Here is a 21,161-nt window from a genome sequence, read left to right on the forward strand (position 1 = left end):
GTCGGGCCGGGGCCGCGCCAGACCGGAGGGAATCTCATGGCACAGCCCGCAAAGGGGCCGGCACCCGCCGAAGGCCCGTGTTCCACCTCGCCGGACACCACCCGTCAGGTCCATCCGGTGGACGAGAAGCTCCCCGCCGCGCGGCTGGTCCCCGCGGCACTCCAGCACATCGCCGCCATGTACGCAGGCGTCGTCACCCCTCCGCTCATCATCGGCCAGGCCGTCGGCCTGGACGCGGCCGGGATGACCCGGCTCATCGCCGCCAGCCTGCTGATCGCGGGCTGCGCGACCGTCCTGCAGACCCTCGGCGTCGGACGCTTCGCCGGAAACCGGCTCCCGTTCGTCAACGCAGCCTCCTCCGCGGGCATCGCCCCGATGCTCGCCATCGCCGAGACCAGCGCCCCCGGCCGTCAACTCCCCGCCATCTACGGCGCGGTCATGGTCGCCGGAGTCTTCTGCCTCGCCGTCGGGCCCTTCTTCGGCAGGCTCCTGCGCTTCTTCCCGCCGCTCGTCACCGGCGTCGTCATCACCCTCATCGGGGTCACCCTGATGCCCGTGCCCGTCGGCTGGGCCCAGGGCGGCGACAAGACCGCCACCGACTTCGGCGCCATGAGGCACCTGGCGCTCGCGGGCTTCACCCTCGTCGTCATCCTGCTCTTCCAGCGCTTCGGCAAGGGCTTCGTCAGACAGATCGCCCTGCTCCTCGGCCTCTTCATCGGCACCCTCGCCGCGATCCCCTTCGGCCTCGCCGACTTCAGCGCCCTGCGCGAGGCACCCGTCGCCGCCCTGCCCACCCCCTTCGCCTTCGGCGCCCCCGAGTTCCAGCCCGCCGCGATCCTCTCCCTCTGCATCGTCATGCTGGTCCTCATGACCGAGTCCAGCGCGGGGATGCTCGCCCTCGGCGAGATCTGCGACCGGCGCAGCGACGGCCGGACCATCACCCGGGGACTGCGCACCGACGGCATCGCCACCCTGCTCGGACCCGTCTTCGGCGGCTTCCCGACCTCGGCCTTCGCCCAGAACGTCGGCGTCGTCTCGCTGACCCGGGTACGGTCCCGGTACGTGGTCGCCGTCGCGGGCGGCGCCCTCCTGGTCCTCGGCGCCTTCCCCGTCCTCGGCGCGGTCGTCTCCACCGTCCCCATGCCGGTCCTCGGCGGCGCGGGCATCGTCCTCTTCGGCTCGATCGCGGTCAGCGGCATCCGCACCCTGTCGGAAGCCGGACTCGACGACAGCTCCAACATCATCCTGGTGGCCGTCGCGCTCGGCGCGGGCATCATCCCGCTCGCCGCCCCCACCTTCTACGCCGGTTTCCCCGCCTGGGCGCAGACGGTCCTCGGCTCCGGCATCAGCGCCGGCGCGCTCGTCGCCGTCCTGCTCAACCTGTTCTTCCACCATCTCGGCACCCGGAGCCGCCAGGCGGCCCCGGCACTCAAATCCTCCTAGGGTCCTGCCGTGCCCACTCCACCCCAGAGGAACGAAGGAACAACCGCCATGGCAGCACCTTCGGCAGTCCAGCGCGTCGTCATCGAGAACGCGGCGATCGCCACCGTCGACGCGCACGACACCGAACACGCCTCCGGCCACCTCGTCGTCGCGGGCAACAGGATCGAGTCCATCGGTGCCGGAAAGGCCCCCGAGGGCCTGGAGAACGTGGTCCGGCGCATCGACGCCACCGGCCACCTCGTCACACCCGGTCTGGTCAACACCCACCACCACTTCTACCAGTGGATCACCCGGGGCCTCGCGACCGACCACAACCTCTTCGACTGGCTCGTCGCCCTCTACCCCACCTGGGCCCGGATCGACGAACCGATGGTGCGCGCCGCCGCGCGGGGCTCGCTCGCGATGATGGCCCGCGGCGGTGTCACCACCGCCATGGACCACCATTACGTGTACCCGGTGGGCTCCGGTGACCTGTCGGGCGCCATCATCGGCGCCGCCTCCGAGATGGGCGTCCGCTTCACCCTCGCCCGGGGCTCCATGGACCGCAGCGAGAAGGACGGCGGCCTGCCGCCGGACTTCGCCGTCGAGACGACCGAGGGCGCGCTCGCCGCGACCGAGGAGACGGTGAAGAGGTACCACGACGCCTCCTTCGACGCGATGACCCAGATCGCCGTCGCCCCCTGCTCGCCCTTCTCCATCTCCACCGAACTCCTCCGCGAGGGCGCCGCGCTCGGCCGCCGCCTCGGCGTACGGATGCACACCCACGGCTCGGAGACCGTGGAGGAGGAGAAGTTCTGCCACGAACTGTTCGGGATGGGCCCGACGGACTACTTCGAGTCCACCGGCTTCCTCGGCGAGGACGTGTGGATGGCGCACTGCGTCCACATGAACGACTCCGACATCGCCGCCTTCGCCCGCACCGGGACCGGTGTCGCCCACTGCCCCTCCTCCAACGCGCGGCTCGCCGCGGGCATCGCCCGCGTCCCCGACATGCTGAAGGCGGGCGTCCCCGTCGGCCTCGGCGTCGACGGCACCGCCTCCAACGAGTCCGGCGAACTCCACACCGAGCTGCGCAACGCGCTCCTGATCAACCGGCTCGGCGCCCACCGCGAGGCCGCGCTCGACGCCCGCCAGGCCCTGCGACTGGGCACCTACGGCGGCGCCCAGGTCCTCGGCCGGGCCGACAGCATCGGCTCCCTGGAGGCGGGCAAGCTCGCCGACTTCGTCCTCTGGAAGATCGACGGCCTCGGCCACTCCACGATCGCCGACCCGGTCACCGCCATCGTCTTCGGCGCGGCGGCCCCGGTCACCGCCTCCTTCGTCAACGGCCGTCAGATCGTCGAGAACGACCGTCTGCTCACCGTCGACGAGGACACCATCGCGCGCGACGCGCGCACGGAGGCGCAGCGCCTGGCCCGCATCGCGGCCCGGGGCTGACCCTCCCCACGGAGTCCGGCCGAGGGGGACGGCCCTCGGCCGGTCGCCGCGGACCCGATCGGGGTCCGCGGCAGCCGGGCCGGGAGGTGCCGTACGCAGAAGTCGTACGGCACCTCCCGGGACGGTGAGCCACGCCCGCACCCCCCACCGGGCACCCGTACCCCGCGCCGCACCCCCTCCGCGCGCGCCGCACCACCCCCGCACCGAGCCGCACCTCGTGCACCCCGCACCGCATCGCACCACCTCCCTGACACCCGCGTCACCGCCGACGCGTACCCGACCGGAGGAACCGCCGTGGCCGCAAAGCCCCAGGTTCGCAATGCACAAGACGCAGGCTCCGCCCCCGACGACCACGAGACGCATCCGGTCGACGAGAAGCTGCCCCCACTGAAGATGCTCACCAGCGGCCTCCAGCACGTGGCCGCCATGTACGCGGGCGTCGTCGCACCGCCCCTGATCGTCGGAGCGGCCGTCGGCCTCTCCGGCACCGAACTCACCTTCCTGACCGGCGCCAGCCTGTTCACCGCGGGCCTCGCCACCTTCCTCCAGACCCTCGGCGTCTGGAACATCGGCGCCCGGCTGCCCTTCGTCAACGGCGTCACCTTCGCCGGGGTCGCGCCGATGCTCGCCATCGTCGACACCACCGGGGACAAGGCCGACGCCCTCCCCGTGATCTTCGGCGCGGTCATCGTCGCCGGAGTCCTCGGCTTCATCGCCGCCCCCTGGTTCTCCCGGCTCGTGCGGTTCTTCCCCCCGGTCGTCACCGGCACCGTGATCACCCTCATCGGCGTCTCCCTCCTCCCCGTCGCGTTCGGCTGGGCGCAGGGACCCGATCCCAGGGCCGCCGACTACGGTTCGACCACGTTCCTCTCGCTGGCCGGCATCACCCTGGTCGTCGTCCTGCTGCTGCGCCGCTTCACCCGGGGCTTCCTGAAGCAGATCGCCGTCCTCGTCGGCCTCGTCATCGGCACGCTGATCGCCATCCCCTTCGGCGTCACCGACTTCTCCCCGGTGATCGAGGCGGACGTCGTCGGCTTCCCCACGCCGTTCCACTTCGGCGCCCCCCAGTTCGCCCTCGCCGCGATCATCTCCATGTGCGTGGTGATGCTGGTCTCCATGACCGAGTCGACCGCCGACATGCTGGCGCTCGGCGAGATCGTCGAGCGCCCTGCCGACGAGAAGACCATCGCGGCGGGACTGCGCGCCGACACCCTCGGCTCCGCGATCAGCCCCCTCTTCAACGGCTTCATGTGCAGCGCCTTCGCGCAGAACATCGGCCTGGTCGCCATGACCCGCGTCCGCAGCCGCTTCGTCGTCGCCTGCGGCGGCGGCTTCCTGGTCCTGATGGGCCTCTCGCCGGTCGCCGCCTCGCTGATATCGGTCGTCCCCCGGCCGGTCCTCGGCGGCGCGGGCGTCGTCCTCTTCGGCTCGGTCGCCGCCAGCGGCATCCAGACCCTGGTGAAGGCCGGTCTGGAGAAGGACAACAACGTCCTCATCGTCGCGGTGTCGCTGGCCGTCGGCATCATCCCGATCACCAAGCCGGACTTCTACCACGCCTTCCCGGAGACCGCCCAGATCATCCTGGACTCCGGCATATCCACCGGCTGTGTCGCCGCCGTCCTGCTCAACGTGGTCTTCAACCACCTGGGCGGGGGCCGGGACGACGACGAGGTCACCGCGCCGATGGAACCGGGCGAGGAGATCTCCGGCGCCCGCACCCCGAAGGCGGCGCACCTCCACTGAACCCGCCCTCCCCCCACCCGCCCCGGGCCCCGCGCACCCCGCCGGACCCGGGGCTCCGGCGTCCGGCGGGGACGGGGCACGATGGCCTCCCGCCCGGAGGGAGAGCGCGCCGGGCCGTACGGTCCCGCTCCGATGACCGGTCAGGGCCCGCGCACCGCGCCTTCCGGACCCCGTGACCCCCGCCGTCGAGCACCGCCCGGCCGCCCGCGGCCCCGTACCCGCCCCGCCGCTCACCCCTCCACCGCGATCCGCCGTCGGCACTCCCGGGCCAGCGCGGGATAGGCGGCGGCGATGGCCTCGTACAGCCGCCTCCGGAGCAGCCGTTCGGCCTCGCCGCGCCCGGTCTCCCCGTACAGGCCGTCGAGCAGGGCCTCGTACCGTGACAGCGCCTGCCGCAGATAGCTCACCTGCCATCGCGTGAGCGACTCCCGGGACACCTCGGGCGGTACGGACTCCCCGTCAGGTCCGGGGCTCCGGGCCGTCAGGAGCCGCCGGTGGCGCACCGCCCGCCGCTCCAGCTCGGGCCCCGGCAGCCGGGGCACCTCCACGGGCTCCGCGCGGACGGCGGCCAGCACGGCGGCCCGGCGCCGCTCGGCATGGGCCAGCGCGGCGGCGGACCGTCCGGGGGCGAGGGCCGCGCTCCCGGCGAACTCGGGGGTCCGCTCCACCGTCTCGACCCGGGCGAGGAGATAGAGCCGGACCGGTGTGAGGGACCAGCGGCGCGGGTCGCGGCCCTGCACATCGGGCGTGCCGAGCAGATCCCGCACCATCGTGTCGGTCCAGCCCCGGCGCCGCACTCCGACGTGCGTCACATAGATCGTACGGTCCGTCATGATTCCCCCTGGATCGACTACGGAGAGTGATGTTCCCAGTGAAGCGCACCCCACTGACAACGCTCCCGCGCCCGTCCCGCCGACGCCCCCTTGTCGGAGTCGGCCCCGGTGTGCGATATAGGTCTGGACCATTCCGAAGGATGGAGGCCGGCCCGTGCAACGCCCGTTCGCCACAAGCCTGTTGACGACCCTCGCGCTCAGCCTTGCTCTTATGGGCTGCTCCGCCGCCGCCGCTCCCGAGGTCAAGGACACCGGACCGCCCACCGCCCCGACCGGCGTCACCGCCACGGCGGGCAGCTCGCGCACCGTCCACGTCATGTGGAGCGCCGCCACCGACGACCGGGCCGTCACCGGCTACACGGTCTACAGCGAGGGCCGCCAGGTCAAGGACCTGCCCGCCACCACCCTGATGACCGATGTCGTCGGGCTCGCCCCCGCAAGCACCCACCGCTTCACGGTCCGCGCCCGCGACGCGGCGGGCAACGTCTCGCGGCCCAGCGCCACGGTCACCGCCACCACCCTTCCCTCCGCCGCCGAGGACCGCGCGGCTCCCACCGCGCCGACCGGGCTCCGGGTCGCCCCCGACGGCAGCCGCGCCGCCACCCTCCACTGGCGCCCGGCGAAGGACGACACGAAGGTCACCGCCTACGACGTCTACCAGGCCGACACCCGCATCCACACCGTGCCGGGCACCGCCACCACCGCCCATGTCACCGGGCTCCGGCCCGGCACCGCCTACGCGTTCACGGTCCGCGCCCGCGACGCGGCCGAGAACTCCTCCCAGGACAGCGCCCCCGTGGACCTCACCACGGCCGCCTCGCCCGGCGCCCCCGCGAACACCGCCCCCGCCGACCTCGTCGTCACGGCGGCCCGGGGCGAGATCACCGTCACCTGGCTGCCGCCCGTCACCGGCGCTCCCGTGACCCACCACCAACTGGACCTCGACGGCCGCTTCGCCACCACGATCGTCTGGGGCAACGCCCCGCCCCCCGGCCGCGCCACCTACACCTTCCCGGTCCAGGACCCCCCGGGCACCCGCTACACCCTCACCCTCCGCGCCCAGCTCCCCGACGGCACCTGGGGCGACTTCTCGGCGCCGAGGACGGTCGTCGTGCGCTGACCGGAGGGCGCGACTGGCCGGAAATGCGCCCTTTCGCTCCGGACCGCCGCCCCGCACCCTGCGAACAGGGGATGCGACGGCCGCTGGGGGGCGCCGATGTCCGAGCCGATGTCCGGATCGCCGAGGAGGCACCGCGAGGACCCGCCAGACCACCCGTCGGCGGAGGCGGACGACGGGCGCCCGGCGGCGGGGCCCGCCGAGCCGCCGCTCTACGTGCCCGCGCTGCCCGCGCGGCCGAGCGCGCTCGACGCGTACGCCCTCCTGCCGACCCGGGCGCGCGCGTGCGTGACGCCCCTCTGGACGGTGCCGCCCCCGGGCGGCGGGAGCCGCGCCCGGAGCGCCCGGCCGCGCCATCCCCGGGCGGCCCCTTGGCCCCACCCCGAGCCCGACCCCGACCCCACCCCCCGGCCAGCCCCTGACTCCCGCCCTGACTCCGGCCCTCACCCCGGCCGTCTCGCCGACCACCTGAGGACCACTCTGGACCGCATCGAGGCCGTCCAGCGCGGGCGTCCCGCCTGGGTCGACGCCTTCCACGCCGAGGGCGGGACGGGCCTTCCGGCCGGAGAGCTCCTCCGGTACGGACGCCCCGGCAGCCCGCTCCGGCCGGTGACGGGCGTCGAGCGTCCCGCCCGGCAGCAGACCGCCACCGCCGAGACCGCCCTCGGGAACGGCGACGGCCTCGGCGTGCGCGTCCCCCTGACGGCCCCGCCCGGCGAGGCCCTCCGGGACGGGGTCCGGCGCCTCCTGCGGCGCGTCGCCTTCGCGCACTGCCCGGTGGACCTGCTCCTCGACCTGCGCTCCGTCGTCGACGAGCACCACCCGGCGGAGAAGTGGGCGCTGCGGGCCCTGGACCTCCTCGTCCCGCTCCACCCCTGGCGGACCGTCGTCCTGCTCGCCGGGTCCTTCCCGCGCGCGTACCCCGGGGCGTACGGGGCTCCCCTGGCGGAGGCCCACCGGTTCGACTGGGACCTCTGGCACATGGTCGTGGACGGGCCCGAACGCCCGGACGTCCGCGTGGTGTACGGCGACTACGGCGCCGACCACGCGGGCAGCGCCGACCGGCCCCTGAAGGCGGACGGCGGCGCCCCGTGGGGGACCGTGCGCTACACGATGGAACGCACCTTCGTCCTGGCCCGGGTGCCGACCCGGGGACCGGACCACGCGGACGCGGTCCGCGCCTCGGCCCGGGAGATCGTCTGCGCGGAGGGCTTCCGGGGCGGACAGTTCAGCCGGGGCGAACGCTGGCTCCTGGCCTGCGCGTCCGGAGCGCGGGGAGCGAACGCCGGGAGAGGGCCCGGTCCGTGCGGTACGGGCCGCGCCGACCCCTGCGGCGAGGCGTTCGGCGAGGAGGACCCCACCGGAGCCCCCGTCGCGGGATCCGGCCCGCCCTCCCCGGACCCCGCCGCCCCGACCCCTACGGGACCCGGCACCGCATCCCGTACGGACTCCGGCGACGCGCGTATGGGACCCGGCGACGCATCCCGTACGGTCCTCGCCGCCGCGCCCCCTACGGCACCCGGCACCGCGCCCCCCACCGGGCCCTCGGGGGCGCCCCGTACGGGACCCGCCGCCCCGCCCGGCGCGGAATCCCCCGCCCCGCCCGGCGCCGGGCGCACGCGCCCGTCCTCCCGTACCACCGGCACCGGCACCGGCGGTCCCGGGATCTGGCTCCGCGTCGGACACGTCCAGCACATGGCGCAGGTCGTCCGCGCCCTCCGCAGACGGCTCCCGGACGCCTGAGACGGGCGGTCGCCGCCCCGCCGCCCAGGACGCCCTGCGTCCGATCCGTCCCCCTTCGAACTACTCTGGGAAGCGTGGCCGAGACCGTTCTCACCAACCTGGGGCTCGACAGTTTCCTCGACGGAACCGCCGAGCACCGCGATCCCGTCTTCACCCGAGCCGCCGAGGCGGTCCTCGGACTGCTCGCTCTCCGGGGCGCCGACCGGGGGAGCGGGGTCCCCGAGCCGACGCCCGCTCTGGTGCGGCAGCTGCTCGTGGAGGACCTCCCGACGTTCGTGTACGCCCCGCCCGGCGACCTCGCCGCCTACCTCGCCGTCCTCACCCGGCTCGCCGCCCGGTTCGACGGCACGGGCGAGCCGGTCGCCGCCGTGCTCCGGGAGTCCGCCGCCGACTTCGAACGGGCCATGACCGACCCCGGCAACCTCACCTGGCACCGCTGGTACGCCTCCCTGCTCCGCACCTGCGGCGCCGACCTCCGCGACCCCGAGGACGTCCGGCGCAGACTCGCCGCGCTCGACGGCGCCCCGCTCCCCGACGGCGTGCACCGCGCCGACCTCATGGGGCGGACGGCCCTCGCGGACATCCTCCTCTCGGAGGCGCTCACCCGCGCGTACGTGAGGGACGCCGAGACCCCGCCCGCCGCCGGTCCGCTGCTCACCGACCACGCCGTCGCCACCGGCATCGGGCGGGTGGCGGGCGGGCTCCTGGACCGGTGGACCGCCGCCGGGCTCGCGGAGCAGCTCTCCGGGCCGTACGCGCGCTTCGCGCCGGGACCCGACGACTTCCCGCACCTCGTCCTGGCCGATGTGCTGCTCGACGAGCACCTCGACGACCACGGCGATCCCGCCGTCCCCGCGCCCCCGCCGCCCGCGATCGAGTCCGGGCCGGTCGAGGCGGACGCCGACGCCCTCGTCGGCGCCGTCGAGGAGCTGTCCGAGGAGGAGTTCGAGCCCTACGGAGGCGAGGCGCCGCATCTGCTGTACGTGGTCTACCGGCGGGGCTGCGCGGCGGAGTCCGTCGCCCGCAAGGCCGCCGAGTACGAGGACTGGACGGTCGATCCCGATCTGGAGGACCTGCCCGTCCCCGTGCCGGAGGGGGCGCCGGGCGCGTACGAGCTCCCGCCGCTGCCGGAACTGGCGCGGCTCCTCGGCGCCGTCGGGCCGACCGAGGCGGACCGGACCCGGCTGGAGCGGCCCGCCCGTGATCTCGCCCGGGTCCTCGACCGGCTCGCCGCCACCGGCCTCGTCTTCCGCGCCGGGGACGCCTTCGGGCTCACTCCGCGCGGTGCGGGCGCCGTGCGCTATCTGCTGAGGGTGCGGGGAGTGGCCGCCCCGGATGCCGCCGAGGTGAGGACCTGGTCCGCGCCCGCCGTGGTGGCCGCCGCCACGGGCTGGCCCGGCTGCGTCGCCGCACGGGTGCTCGCGGACTGGCCGCACGCGCGCGGGGACACCGCCGACGCCTGGGCGGCGCTGCTCGGCGCCCTCGGCACGGTCCACGCCGGAACCTCCGGAGCCGCCGCGGTCCGTGGTCTGTTCGGCGTCCTGGACACCCGGAACGTCCCGCCGGACGCCTTGCGGGACGCCGTCTCCGACCCCGTGATCGGCGCGTACGTCCACCGGGCCCTGCGGGCGCGCGACGAGCCCGACGACCCGCTCCGGGTGCGGACCTCGGCGCGGGCGCTGTTCGTCCTGGACCGGCTCCCGGCGAAGAAGGGGCCGCTGGAGTCCCGCCGTACCGCCTTCGACACGGCGGCGGCCGACTGGCCGGGCGGTTCGGCGGCGCTGCTGCGGGCGATGGCGGCGGCGGACCCGCACGAGACCGCGCGCGTCCTCGGACCCTTGGGTCTGACCCCGCCCTGAGCCCCGCGTACTGGTGCACGCGCGACGGCCCCGCCCCGGAACCGTGCGTTCGCCGGGGGCGGGGCCGTCGCGCCGAGAGGCCGTGGCCGACCGGTCGGCCGTACCGATACGTGTACGGGTACGGGTCAGCCGACCAGTTGCTCGTACGCGGGCAGCGTCAGGAAGTCCACGTAGTCCGTGTCGAGCGAGACGCGCAGCAGCAGGTCGTGGGCCTGCTGCCACCGGCCCGCCGCGAAGGCCTCCTCGCCGATCTCCGCGCGGATCGCGGCGAGTTCCTCGGCGGCGACCCGGCGGGCCAGCTCCGGGGTGGCGGGCTCGCCGTTCTCGAAGACGACGCCCGCGTTGATCCACTGCCAGATCTGCGAGCGCGAGATCTCGGCGGTGGCCGCGTCCTCCATCAGGTTGAAGATGGCGACCGCGCCGAGACCGCGCAGCCACGCCTCGATGTAACGGACGCCGACCTGGACGGCGTTGCGCAGACCGTCGTAGGTGGGCCTCGCGTCGAGGGAGTCGATGGCGATGAGGTCGCCCGCGGCGACGGACACGTCCTCGCGGAGCCGGTCCTTCTGGTTCGGCTTCTCGCCGAGCACCGCGTCGAAGGAGGCCATGGCGATCGGGACCAGGTCGGGGTGGGCGACCCAGGAGCCGTCGAAGCCGTCGCCCGCCTCGCGGTCCTTGTCGGCCTTGACCTTCTCGAAGGCGACCTTGTTGACCTCGGCGTCCCGGCGGGACGGGATGAAGGCGGCCATGCCGCCGATCGCGTGCGCGCCGCGCTTGTGGCAGGTGCGGACGAGGAGTTCGGTGTACGCGCGCATGAACGGCGCCGTCATCGTGACCGCGTTGCGGTCCGGCAGGACGAACTTGGCACCGCCGTCACGGAAGTTCTTGACGATGGAGAAGAGGTAGTCCCAGCGGCCCGCGTTCAGCCCCGCCGCGTGGTCGCGGAGTTCGTAGAGGATCTCCTCCATCTCGTACGCGGCCGTGATGGTCTCGATGAGGACCGTGGCGCGGACGGTGCCCTGCGGGAGGCCGACGTGGTCCTGGGCGAAGACGAAGATCTCGTTCCAGAGGCGGGCCTCCAGGTGCGACTCCGTCTTCGGCAGGTAGAAGTACGGGCCCTTGCCGAGGTCCACCAGCCGCCGGGCGTTGTGGAAGAAGTACAGGCCGAAGTCGACGAGCGCGCCGGGCACCGGGCTCCAGTCGAGGACGAGGTGGCGCTCGTCCAGGTGCCAGCCGCGTGGCCGCATGACGACCGTGGCCAGCTCCCCGGCGGGCCTGAGGGCGTACGACCTGCCCGAGCGGGGGTCCGTGAAGTCGATCTTCCGGGTGTACGCGTCGATCAGGTTGAGCTGGCCCAGGACCACGTTCTCCCAGGTCGGCGCCGAGGCGTCCTCGAAGTCGGCGAGCCAGACGCGGGCGCCGGAGTTGAGCGCGTTGATCGTCATCTTGCGGTCGGTCGGGCCGGTGATCTCGACCCGGCGGTCGTTCAGGGCGGCCGGGGCCGGTGCGACCTTCCAGGAGTCGTCGGCGCGGATCGCGGCGGTCTCCGGCAGGAAGTCCAGGGTGGACGTGCGGGCGATCTCGGCGCGGCGCTCGGCCCGGCGGGCGAGCAGCTCGTTCCGGCGCGGGGTGAACCGCCGGTGCAGTTCGGCGACGAAGGCCAGGGCGGCCTCGGTGAGCACCTCTTCCTGACGCGGCAGGGGCTCGGCATCGACGACGGCCAGGGGGGACGGCGCTGGTGCGGACATGAACTGTCACTTCCTTCAGCGGACTTCACGGGCGGTGCCTGGCGGCCGTCGGGCGTCACGGGATGGCACGGAGTGCCACCGGCGCCGGGATACGGCCGCGAGCGCCTCCCGGACCGGCAGGCGCTTCTGATCAGTGGATACTAGTTTCCTCATGGTGGAAGTTCAATCGTTTGTTGATGTCGAGATTCTCAGGATCGACACAACGTGGCGCGCGGTGCCGGGCCGCTCACTCCAGGTGCGCCAGGTCCGCCTCCGTGTCGATGTCGTACGGCTCGGCCACCCCCGAACAGTCCACCCGGGCGATCTCGTCCCGGTGCGCCGCCAGATAGTCCCGCGCCCCCCGGTCGCCCACCGCGCGCTCGGCGATCCCGGCCCAGTGCTCCGCCCCGAACAGCACCGGATGCCCCCGCACCCCGTCGTACGAGGCCGCCGCCAGCGTCCCCCGCCCCGCGTACGCCCCGAGGACCCGGGCCACCGCCGCCGCCCCGATCCCCGGCTGGTCGACCAGGAGCACGAGCGCCGCGTCCACCCCGCGCGGATCGGCCGCCAGCGAGGCGAGCCCCGCCCGCAGCGAGGAACCCATGCCCTCGGCCCACTCCGGGTTGTCCACGAGCACGCACCCCGGCAGCTCCGCCCGCTCCCGTACGGCCCCGGCGGAGGCGCCCAGGACCACATGGACCACCTCGCAGCCCGCCGCCCGCAGCGCCCCCGCCGCGTGCTCCACCAGCGGTCGGCCCCGGTGCGGAAGGAGGGCCTTCGGCCGCCCGCCGAGCCGCCGCCCGCCCCCGGCGGCGAGCAGCAGACCCGCGACCACGGGGGCTCGTCCAGCCGTTCGGTCATGCGTGGTTGTCGTGGTTCTCATGGGAACTGCATACCTCATCAGGCAGAACGCGGCCCCCGCCCGAATCACCCCCGCGGAGGGTGGTGCGCCGGGCGCGCGAAGGAGTTAACTGGCCCCCGCGCCCCCCGGTGCCCGACCGTTGTCCGAGGGGCTCGTCCGGGGCGCCCGGACAGTTCGGGCGGTGAGTTCCGCGCACGGAACGGCGCGAGGGGGAGAACCATGTTGCGAAGCGTGGGGCAGAAGAGGCGAGTGACCGGCGAGGGCGTGGACCCCAGGGTGGCCGAACTGCGGTCCGCCGTGTCCCGGCTCCGCCGCGAACTGGCCGTCAACCGGCTGGAGTTCGCCGACCGGGGCATCGCCGAAGAGGAACTCGCCGCGCTCGACGCGATGGCGCTCAGCGGCGCCCCCGAGGTACGGCGGCTGCGCCGCTCCCTGCTGCTCGTCGCCGGTTCCGTCGGCTCCGTCAGCGCCCTCGCCGGGGGCCTCGCGGGGGTCCGCCGGGCGGTGGAGCTCTTCGGCCCGCCCCCGACCGGCCCGACGGGCCGAGCCGGGACCTGAGGCCCGTCCCGCAGGGGCCCGGAGCGGCCCCGTGCCGCGCCCTACCGTCTGATCAGCCGCCGTGCCGTCGCCGCCGCCACCGCCGCCGTCCGGGAGTCCACGCCCAGCTTCGCGAACACATGCACCAGATGCGACTTCACCGTCGCCTGGCTCAGGAACAGCGCCTTGCTGATCTGCTGGTTCGACAGCCCCTCGCCGACCAGTTGGAGCACCTCCAGCTCCCGCTTGGTCAGCGCCTCCGCCGGGGTCCGCATCCGGTCCATCAGCCGGTGCGCCACCGCCGGGGCCAGCGCCGACTGCCCGGCCGCCGCCGTCCGCACCGCCGCCGCCAGCTCCTCCGGCGGCGCGTCCTTCAGGAGGTAGCCCGAGGCGCCCGCCTCCACCGCCGCCAGGATGTCCGCGTCCGTGTCGTACGTCGTGAGCACCAGCACCTTCGGCCCGCCCGGCACCGCGGTGATCGCCGCGGTCGCCTCCGAACCGTGCATCCCCGCGCCGAACTGCAGGTCCATCAGGACCACGTCCACGCCCCCGGCGGCGGCCAGCTCCACCGCGCGCTCGGCGGTCGCCGCCTCGCCGACGACCGCGAAGTCCGGCTCCGTGTCGAGGACCGCGCGCAGCCCGGCCCGTACCACCGGATGGTCGTCGGCGAGAAGAAGACGGATGGTCATACGAGTGCTCCAGCGGGAAGGGGGAGGGAGACGGCGACGGCCGTGCCCTGGCCGGGCGCCGACTCGACGGTGAACGCGCCGCCGAGGGACTCCGCGCGCGACCGCATCGCCGGGAGCCCGAACCCCCCGTCGGACGAGGGGCGCACGGCCCCCGGGTCGAAGCCCACGCCGTCGTCGACCACGTCCAGGGTCACGGAGGAGTCCATGAACGACAGGGTGATCTCGGCCCGTGAGGCGGCGGCGTGCCGCACGGTGTTCCCGAGCGCCGACTGCGCGATCCGCAGCAGCGCCACCTCGTAGGGCGTGGGCAGCTCGACGGGCGTACCGCTCACCGAGAACCGGACCCGGGGCCCGGCGGCCGGACCGGCCCCGGAGGCGGGACCCGGGCCGGGACCGGGCCCGGAGCCGGGCGAGGCGCCCGAGGCCGAAGCGTCCGCCGTCCGCGCCGAGGGCCCCGCGCCCGTCCCGTACGGCCCCGGGAGCGCTTCCGTCCCGTCCGCCCCCCAGTCCGTCCCGTACGGCCCCACCCCGTCGCACAATCGTTCGAGGGCCGCCGCCAGGGAGCCGTGCTCCAGGTCCGGCGGCGACAGCGCGCGGACGAAGCGCCGGGCCTCCGCCAGATTGTCCTGCGCCGCCCGCCGCGCCCGCTCGATGTGCCCCGCCGCCGGGGAACCGGGCGGCAGCGTCCGCTCCGCCGCGCGCAGCAGCAGCTGGATCGAGGAGAGGCCCTGCGCCAGCGTGTCGTGGATCTCCCGGGCCAGCCGCTCCCGCTCGGCGAGCGTCCCCGCGTGCCGCTCCGCCGAGGCCAGCTCCGCCCGGGTCGCCAGCAGCTCCTCGATGAGCCGCCGCCGCCGCTCGCTCTCCCGGTACAGCGCCTGGTAGCCGAGGACCGTCGCCACCGCGACCGCCCCGCCCAGCAGCGGCCCGATGAACACGCCCGGATTGAGCGGGGCGCCGTGCCCCACGTACGAGAGGATCGCCGCGCCCGCCGTCAGCGCCACCGAGGGCAGCGACCAGCGCGCGGGCAGCAGGTGCAGCTGGAGGAAGTACAGCGGGAACGCCACCCAGAGCGCCTCCGGCGTCAGCCAGAGCATGACCAGCCAGGACGCGCCCAGGACCGCCAGCCACCCGGCCGCCGCCCGCTGCGAGGTCCGTACCGGCCCGAGGTGCGAACCGGCCGCGTAGACCGCCCCCGTCACCGCCGCCGCCACCGTCCCCGCCGCCGATTGCGCGCGGACCGCGGCCAGCACGAGAAGGCCCGCCATCAGCAGATGCAGGCAGAGCCGCAGGACGAACGGGGCGGGGGTGAGGGAACGCGGATGCATGGTCCCCCCAGCGTAGGCGGGGCCGGACAATCCGGGCTCAACCAAAAGTTTGATCGCGGAGCCATCCGGGGCGCGATGCCCCCGCCGCACCTCCGGGACCACCCTGGTGAGCATGTTCGTGGCATGGAGAGACCTCAGGTTCGCCAAGGGGCGATTCGCCCTCATGGGCACGGTGATCGTGCTGATCACCCTGCTCGTCGGATTGCTGTCGGGGCTGACCGCCGGGCTCGCGCGGGAGAACATCTCCGCGATCACCGGCCTGCCCGCCGACCGGCTCGCCTTCGCCGCGCCGCCGTCCGGGCAGTCCGCCTCGTTCACCAACTCGACGGTGACCGAGCGGCAGTGGCGGGCGTGGGCGGAGCGGCCCGGAGTGACCTCCGCCGCGCCCCTCGGCATCCGTACGCTCAACGCCGCCGCCGGGGACCGCACCGCCGCCGTCTCCGCCTTCGGCTCCGAGCCGGGAGCGGGACTCGCGCCCGGCACCGTGGGCCCCGGCAAGGCCGTCCTGTCCCTGTCGGCAGCCGAGGAACTGGGCGTCTCGGCGGGCGACGCCGTCCGGCTCGGCCCCCTGGAGCTGACCGTCGCGGCCGTCGCGGGCGACGCCTCGTACAGCCACACCCCGGTCGTCTGGACGTCCCTCGACGACTGGCAGAAGTTCGGCCACAGCGGTACGGGCCCGGAGGAGCAGGCCACCGTCGTCGCACTCGGCGGGACCGCCGGGACCGACTGGGCGGCCGGGGACAAGGACCTCGGCACCGAGGCGCGGACCCTCGACGGAGCCCTCACCGCCATCGGCTCCTACCAGGCCGAGAACGGCTCGCTCCAGCTCATGCGCGGCTTCCTCTTCGCCATCTCCGCGCTGGTCATAGGGGCCTTCTTCACCGTCTGGACCATCCAGCGCAGCGGCGACGTCGCCGTCCTCAAGGCGCTCGGGGCCTCCACCCCGTACCTCCTCAGGGACGCCCTCGGGCAGGCCGTCCTCATGCTGACCGCCGGGACGCTCCTCGGCACCGCGCTCGCCGTCGGCATCGGCGCGCTGGTCAGCGGCGGGAACGTGCCGTTCGTCCTCGAACCGCTCACCGTCCTCGGGCCCGCCGCCGTGCTCGTGCTGCTCGGCGTCCTCGGCGCCGCCCTGTCCATCCGGCGGATCACCGCCGTCGACCCCCTCACCGCCCTCGGGAGCGCCCGATGAGCCTCGTCCTCGACGCCGTCACCCTCACCTACCCCGACGGCGACGGGCGGCTGACCGCCCTCGACGCCGTCTCCCTCGACGTCCCCGCCGGGACGCTCACGGCCGTCGTCGGACCCTCCGGCTCCGGCAAGTCCAGCCTGCTCGCCGTCGCCGCCACCCTGGTGACCCCGGACCGGGGCCGGGTCGAGGTCGCCGGTACGGACACGGCGACGCTGGACGCCGCCGGGCGGGCGGCGCTGCGGCGGGAGCGGATCGGGATCGTCTTCCAGCAGCCCAATCTGCTGCCCTCCCTGACGGCGGTCGAACAGCTCCAGGTCATGGCCCATCTGTCCGGCCGCTCGCCCAAGGAGGCGCGGAGCCGGGCCCTCGGACTGCTGGACGCGGTGGGTCTCGCCGATCTCGCGGGCCGCCGTCCGCACCAGCTGTCCGGCGGCCAGCGGCAGCGCGTCAACATCGCGCGGGCCCTGATGAACGAGCCCTCGGTGCTCCTCGTCGACGAACCGACCAGCGCGCTCGACCACGAGCGCGGCGAGGCGGTGGTGGAACTGCTCGCGGGCCTGACGGGGGAGCGCGGCACGGCGACCGTGCTCGTCACCCACGACCGTACGCACCTCGCCCGCGCGGACCGCGTGGTGACCGTCCAGGACGGCCGCCTGACCGAACCCGTCACGGCCTGACAGCCCTCGCCGCCCGATCCCCGTACCCGTCACCGCCCGATACCGGTCAACGCCTGATGCCGGTCACTCGGTCGCACCGGTCGGGGATCGCGTCGTTCGCCCGCCCGAGCCGTGCGCGCCCCGCGCCGGACCCGGCCGGGCGTCGGGCCTTCGGTCGGGGAGTCCCGGGCGGTTCGGGGAGGTGCGGGGCCGTCTCGGGCCGGGGCGGTGCGGTTCGGAGCCGTACCGGCGTGTCAGGCTCCCGTGCCGCCCGAGGTGTTCGCCAGGGCCGCCGACAGCTCGCGGGCGACCTGCTGGAGGATCGGGACGATCTTCTCCGTGGCCTCCTCGGTCACCCGGCCCGCCGGGCCCGAGATCGAGATGGCCGCCGCGGTGGGGGAGTCCGGCACCGGCACCGCGAGGCAGCGGACCCCTATCTCCTGCTCGTTGTCGTCGACCGCGTAGCCGGTCTCGCGGACCACGACGAGCGCGTCCAGGAAGCCGTCCGGCGTGGTGATGGTCTTCTCCGTCGCGGCGGGCATACCGGTACGGGCCAGCAGCGCGCGGACCTCCTCCGCCGGGGTGTGCGCGAGCAGCGCCTTGCCGACGCCGGTCGAGTGCGGCAGCACCCGTCGGCCGACCTCGGTGAACATGCGCATGGAGTGCTTGGACGGCACCTGCGCCACGTACACGATCTCGTCCCCGTCGAGCAGCGCCATGTTGGCCGTCTCGCCGGTCTCCTCGACGAGCCGCGCCAGATAGGGGCGGGCCCAGGTCCCGAGGAGGCGGGAGGCGGACTCGCCGAGCCGGATGAGCCGGGGGCCGAGCGCGTACCGCCGGTTGGGCTGCTGGCGCACATAGCCGCAGGCGACCAGGGTGCGCATCAGCCGGTGGATGGTGGGCAGCGGCAGCCCGCTGCTGACGGAGAGCTCGCTCAGCCCGACCTCGCCACCGGCGTCGGCCATCCGCTCCAGAAGGTCGAAGGCACGCTCAAGGGACTGGACGCCCCCGCTCGCGGCGGGCTTGGCGGCGTCGGTGGTGCTGGCGCTGGACGTCGGCACGTCAACGGTCCTTTCGGGGCAGGCGGGCAAGGCAGCAGCCTACCGGGCGCCCCCGGCCGGGGCACACGGTCCCGGGGTCGGCGTCCGCGCCGGTCAAGGGGTGTTTGTCCGGTGTGGCCGACGGTCCGGGGCGGTCCGGGGCGGTCCCGCATGTGCGGAGCTACGTTCTACTTTACGAAATTTACATTCCACTTCGTGGAAACGCCCAAGCGGGGTCCCGGTGGGCCCGGCGGTGGAGGCGTGCCCTTGACGGCATGTCGTCGGTAAGTGAAGACTCCTTCAACAGTTCGTTGAATTCCCTGGTGGCGGATTCCGCCGAAGCACTGGAAGAAGGGGTACGGGTGGACGTCGACCTGGTCCTGCGCTCGACACGCGTCATCACTCCCGAGGGGACGCGCCCGGCGTCGATCGCCGTCTCCGGAGGGACGATCGCGGCTGTGCTGCCGTACGACGCCGAGACGCCCCCCGGCGCCCGGCTGGAAGACGTCGGCGACGACGTGGTCCTGCCCGGTCTCGTCGACACCCACGTGCATGTGAACGACCCCGGCCGCACCGAGTGGGAAGGCTTCTGGACGGCCACCCGCGCCGCCGCCGCGGGCGGCATCACCACCCTGCTCGACATGCCCCTCAACTCGCTGCCGCCCACGACCACCGTCGCCAACCTGCGCGTCAAGCGGGAGGTCGCCCGCGCCAAGGCCCACGTCGACGTCGGCTTCTGGGGCGGCGCCCTGCCCGACAACGTCAAGGACCTGCGCCCGCTGCACGACGCCGGGGTCTTCGGCTTCAAGTGCTTCCTCTCGCCCTCCGGCGTGGAGGAGTTCCCCGAACTCGACCAGGAGCGCCTCGCCACCTCGCTCGCCGAGGTCTCCGGCTTCGGCGGCCTGATGATCGTGCACGCCGAGGACCCGCACCACCTCGCCGCCGCGCCCCAGCGGCCCGGTCCCGCCTACGCCGACTTCCTCGCCTCGCGGCCCCGGGACGCCGAGAACACCGCGATAGGGAACCTGGTCGACCAGGCCCGCAGGCTGGACGCCCGCGTCCACGTCCTGCACCTCTCCTCCGCCGACGCGCTGCCGCTGATCGCCGCCGCCAAGGCCGAGGGCGTCAAGATCACCGTCGAGTCCTGCCCTCACTTCCTCACCCTCACCGCCGAGGAGGTACCGGACGGCGCGACCGAGTTCAAGTGCTGCCCGCCCATCCGCGAGGCCGCCAACCAGGACGCGCTCTGGCAGGGCCTCGCGGACGGCACGATCGACTGCGTCGTCTCCGACCACTCGCCCTCCACCGCCGACCTGAAGACGCCCGACTTCGCGTCCGCGTGGGGCGGCATCTCCTCCCTCCAGCTCGGCCTGCCCGCCATCTGGACCGAGGCCCGCCGCCGGGGCCACACCCTGGAGGACATCGCGCGCTGGATGTCCGAGGGCCCCGCCCGGCTCGCCGGACTCCACCGCAAGGGCGGCATAGTGCCCGGACGCGACGCCGACTTCGCCGTCCTCGACCCGGACGCCACCTTCACCGTCGACCCCGCCGGACTCCAGCACCGCAACCGCGTCACCGCCTACGCGGGCAGGTCCCTCAGCGGCGTCGTCACCTCCACCTGGCTGCGCGGCGAGCGGATCGCCCACCGCGGCACCCTCGCCGAGCCCACCGGCCGCCTCCTCGAAAGGACCACCTGACGTGTCCGCGATACCCGCCTTCACCGGTGACGCAAGCCCCTACGGCGGCGGCGACCCCTACGCCGACTACCGCACCGCCGACTTCCCCTTCACCCGGTACGCCGACCTCGCCGACCGCCGCCTCGGCGCGGGCGTGGTGGCCGCCAACGACGAGTTCTTCGCCGAGCGCGAGAACCTGCTGAAGCCCGGGGCCGCCGAGTTCGACCCCGAACACTTCGGCCACAAGGGCAAGATCATGGACGGCTGGGAGACCCGTCGCCGCCGGGGCGTCTCCGCCGTGGAGCCGCACCCCGCCGACGACGACCACGACTGGGCCCTCGTCCGGCTCGGCGCCCCCGGGATCGTCCGGGGCGTCCTCGTCGACACCGCCCACTTCCGGGGCAACTACCCGCAGGCCGTCTCCGTCGAAGCCACCTCGCTGCCCGGCTCGCCGTCCCCCGAGGAACTCCTCGCCGACGACGTCGAGTGGACGACCCTCGTCCCCCGCACCGCCGTCGGCGGCCACGCGGCCAACGGCTTCGCCGTCGACGCCGCACGGCGCTTCACCCACCTGCGCGTCAACCAGCACCCCGACGGCGGCATCGCCCGCCTCCGTGTGTACGGCGAAGTCGTCCCCGACCCGGTCTGGCTCGGCGTCCTCGGCACCTTCGACCTCGCGGCCCTGGAGAACGGCGGCCAGGTCGAGGACGCCTCCGACCGCTTCTACTCCCCGGCGACCAACACCATCCAGCCCGGCCGCTCCCGCAAGATGGACGACGGCTGGGAGACCCGCCGCCGCCGCGACAAGGGCAACGACTGGATCCGCTACCAGCTCGCCGCCGAGTCCGAGATCCGCGCCGTCGAGATCGACACCGCCTACCTCAAGGGCAACAGCGCCGGCTGGGCCGCGCTCTCGGTCGCGGCCCGGGACTCCGAGGACTGGACGGAGATCCTGCCCCGGACCCGCCTCCAGCCCGACACCAACCACCGCTTCGTCCTCGACGTCCCTGCGGTCGGCTCGCGCGTCCGCGTCGACATCTACCCGGACGGCGGCATCTCGCGCCTCCGCCTCTTCGGCTCCCTCACCGACGCCGGTACGGCCCGGCTCGTCGCCCGCCACCGGGAACTGGGCGGCTGACCTTCCTCCCTTCTTCCGGGGCCCGGCTCCGATGCCGGTCGCCGGTCGTAGGTTGTCGGTCCGGGTGGGGGAGCCCCGGCTCCGACGTGGGTCGTTGGCCGTTGGCCGTTGGCCGTCGGTCGTCGGTCGGGGCGAGGGAGGCCC

At 74.3% G+C, this 21,161-nt stretch carries 17 protein-coding genes; 11 read left to right on the forward strand and 6 right to left on the reverse strand.

Annotated elements, in window-relative coordinates:
• Positions 1-36: 36 nt before the first annotated feature.
• From ACFXGN_RS00455 to ACFXGN_RS00465, 3 genes are all read left to right on the forward strand, one after another.
• On the forward strand, positions 37-1,443 hold the full coding sequence (locus tag ACFXGN_RS00455) for a nucleobase:cation symporter-2 family protein (RefSeq protein WP_384851487.1): 1,407 nt from the start codon (positions 37-39) through the stop codon (positions 1,441-1,443).
• 48 nt (positions 1,444-1,491) lie between these two features.
• Positions 1,492-2,880 (forward strand): 8-oxoguanine deaminase, encoded by a 1,389-nt coding sequence (locus tag ACFXGN_RS00460; RefSeq protein ID WP_384851489.1) that lies wholly within the window; start codon positions 1,492-1,494, stop codon positions 2,878-2,880.
• Between the two features lie 393 nt (positions 2,881-3,273).
• Positions 3,274-4,623, forward strand: coding sequence for a nucleobase:cation symporter-2 family protein (locus ACFXGN_RS00465; protein WP_384853060.1), 1,350 nt, complete (start codon positions 3,274-3,276; stop codon positions 4,621-4,623).
• 230 nt (positions 4,624-4,853) lie between these two features.
• On the opposite strand, the gene ACFXGN_RS00470 is transcribed toward ACFXGN_RS00465, so the two are convergent.
• Positions 4,854-5,456: a hypothetical protein gene (locus ACFXGN_RS00470; RefSeq protein WP_384851491.1), complete on the reverse strand. Its 603-nt coding sequence runs from the start codon at positions 5,454-5,456 to the stop codon at positions 4,854-4,856.
• A gap of 154 nt (positions 5,457-5,610) precedes the next feature.
• Between ACFXGN_RS00470 and ACFXGN_RS00475 the strand changes: the two genes are divergently transcribed.
• The 3 genes from ACFXGN_RS00475 (at position 5,611) to ACFXGN_RS00485 (ending at position 10,175) form a co-directional block, all read left to right on the forward strand.
• Positions 5,611-6,576 (forward strand): fibronectin type III domain-containing protein, encoded by a 966-nt coding sequence (locus ACFXGN_RS00475; protein WP_384851493.1) that lies wholly within the window; start codon positions 5,611-5,613, stop codon positions 6,574-6,576.
• A 96-nt stretch (positions 6,577-6,672) separates the two neighbouring features.
• The gene (locus ACFXGN_RS00480) at positions 6,673-8,316 is read left to right on the forward strand and encodes a hypothetical protein (RefSeq protein ID WP_384851495.1); all 1,644 of its coding nucleotides are present in this window, start codon (positions 6,673-6,675) and stop codon (positions 8,314-8,316) included.
• 74 nt (positions 8,317-8,390) lie between these two features.
• A complete protein-coding gene (locus tag ACFXGN_RS00485) occupies positions 8,391-10,175 on the forward strand; it encodes a hypothetical protein (protein ID WP_384851497.1) in 1,785 nt (594 codons plus the stop codon).
• Positions 10,176-10,300: 125 nt separating this feature from the next.
• Here ACFXGN_RS00485 and aceB read toward each other — a convergent pair whose 3' ends face one another.
• Together aceB and ACFXGN_RS00495 are read right to left on the reverse strand one after the other, a co-directional pair.
• Positions 10,301-11,923: a malate synthase A gene (aceB, locus tag ACFXGN_RS00490; RefSeq protein ID WP_384851499.1), complete on the reverse strand. Its 1,623-nt coding sequence runs from the start codon at positions 11,921-11,923 to the stop codon at positions 10,301-10,303.
• Positions 11,924-12,149: 226 nt separating this feature from the next.
• Complete coding sequence (locus ACFXGN_RS00495) at positions 12,150-12,785, reverse strand: NTP transferase domain-containing protein (protein ID WP_384851501.1); 636 nt, start codon at positions 12,783-12,785, stop codon at positions 12,150-12,152.
• 198 nt (positions 12,786-12,983) lie between these two features.
• On the opposite strand from ACFXGN_RS00495, the gene ACFXGN_RS00500 reads away from it, so the two are divergent.
• Positions 12,984-13,322 carry a DUF5955 family protein gene (locus tag ACFXGN_RS00500; protein ID WP_384851503.1) on the forward strand — a complete coding sequence of 113 codons (339 nt, stop codon included), beginning with the start codon at positions 12,984-12,986 and terminating at the stop codon, positions 13,320-13,322.
• A gap of 41 nt (positions 13,323-13,363) precedes the next feature.
• On the opposite strand, the gene ACFXGN_RS00505 is transcribed toward ACFXGN_RS00500, so the two are convergent.
• Together ACFXGN_RS00505 and ACFXGN_RS00510 are read right to left on the reverse strand one after the other, a co-directional pair.
• A complete protein-coding gene (locus ACFXGN_RS00505; protein WP_384851505.1) occupies positions 13,364-13,990 on the reverse strand; it encodes a response regulator in 627 nt (208 codons plus the stop codon).
• Complete coding sequence (locus tag ACFXGN_RS00510) at positions 13,987-15,315, reverse strand: sensor histidine kinase (protein ID WP_384851507.1); 1,329 nt, start codon at positions 15,313-15,315, stop codon at positions 13,987-13,989. The genes ACFXGN_RS00505 and ACFXGN_RS00510 overlap by 4 nt, the downstream gene beginning before the upstream one ends.
• A 112-nt stretch (positions 15,316-15,427) precedes the next feature.
• Between ACFXGN_RS00510 and ACFXGN_RS00515 the strand changes: the two genes are divergently transcribed.
• Positions 15,428-16,507: an ABC transporter permease gene (locus tag ACFXGN_RS00515; RefSeq protein ID WP_384851509.1), complete on the forward strand. Its 1,080-nt coding sequence runs from the start codon at positions 15,428-15,430 to the stop codon at positions 16,505-16,507.
• The gene (locus tag ACFXGN_RS00520) at positions 16,504-17,184 is read left to right on the forward strand and encodes an ABC transporter ATP-binding protein (protein WP_384851511.1); all 681 of its coding nucleotides are present in this window, start codon (positions 16,504-16,506) and stop codon (positions 17,182-17,184) included. The genes ACFXGN_RS00515 and ACFXGN_RS00520 overlap by 4 nt, the downstream gene beginning before the upstream one ends.
• Before the next feature lie 233 nt (positions 17,185-17,417).
• Here ACFXGN_RS00520 and ACFXGN_RS00525 read toward each other — a convergent pair whose 3' ends face one another.
• Positions 17,418-18,224 (reverse strand): IclR family transcriptional regulator, encoded by an 807-nt coding sequence (locus ACFXGN_RS00525; RefSeq protein ID WP_384851513.1) that lies wholly within the window; start codon positions 18,222-18,224, stop codon positions 17,418-17,420.
• A gap of 341 nt (positions 18,225-18,565) precedes the next feature.
• Here ACFXGN_RS00525 and allB point away from each other — a divergent pair, with 341 nt between their 5' ends.
• Positions 18,566-19,900 carry an allantoinase AllB gene (allB, locus tag ACFXGN_RS00530; protein WP_384853063.1) on the forward strand — a complete coding sequence of 445 codons (1,335 nt, stop codon included), beginning with the start codon at positions 18,566-18,568 and terminating at the stop codon, positions 19,898-19,900.
• 1 nt (position 19,901) lies between these two features.
• Entirely contained in the window at positions 19,902-21,017 is a 1,116-nt protein-coding gene (gene alc, locus ACFXGN_RS00535; RefSeq protein WP_384851515.1) for an allantoicase, read from the forward strand.
• Positions 21,018-21,161 lie beyond the last annotated feature (144 nt).

The sequence above is a fragment of the Streptomyces sp. NPDC059247 genome (assembly GCF_042754005.1).
Classification (GTDB): domain Bacteria; phylum Actinomycetota; class Actinomycetes; order Streptomycetales; family Streptomycetaceae; genus Streptomyces.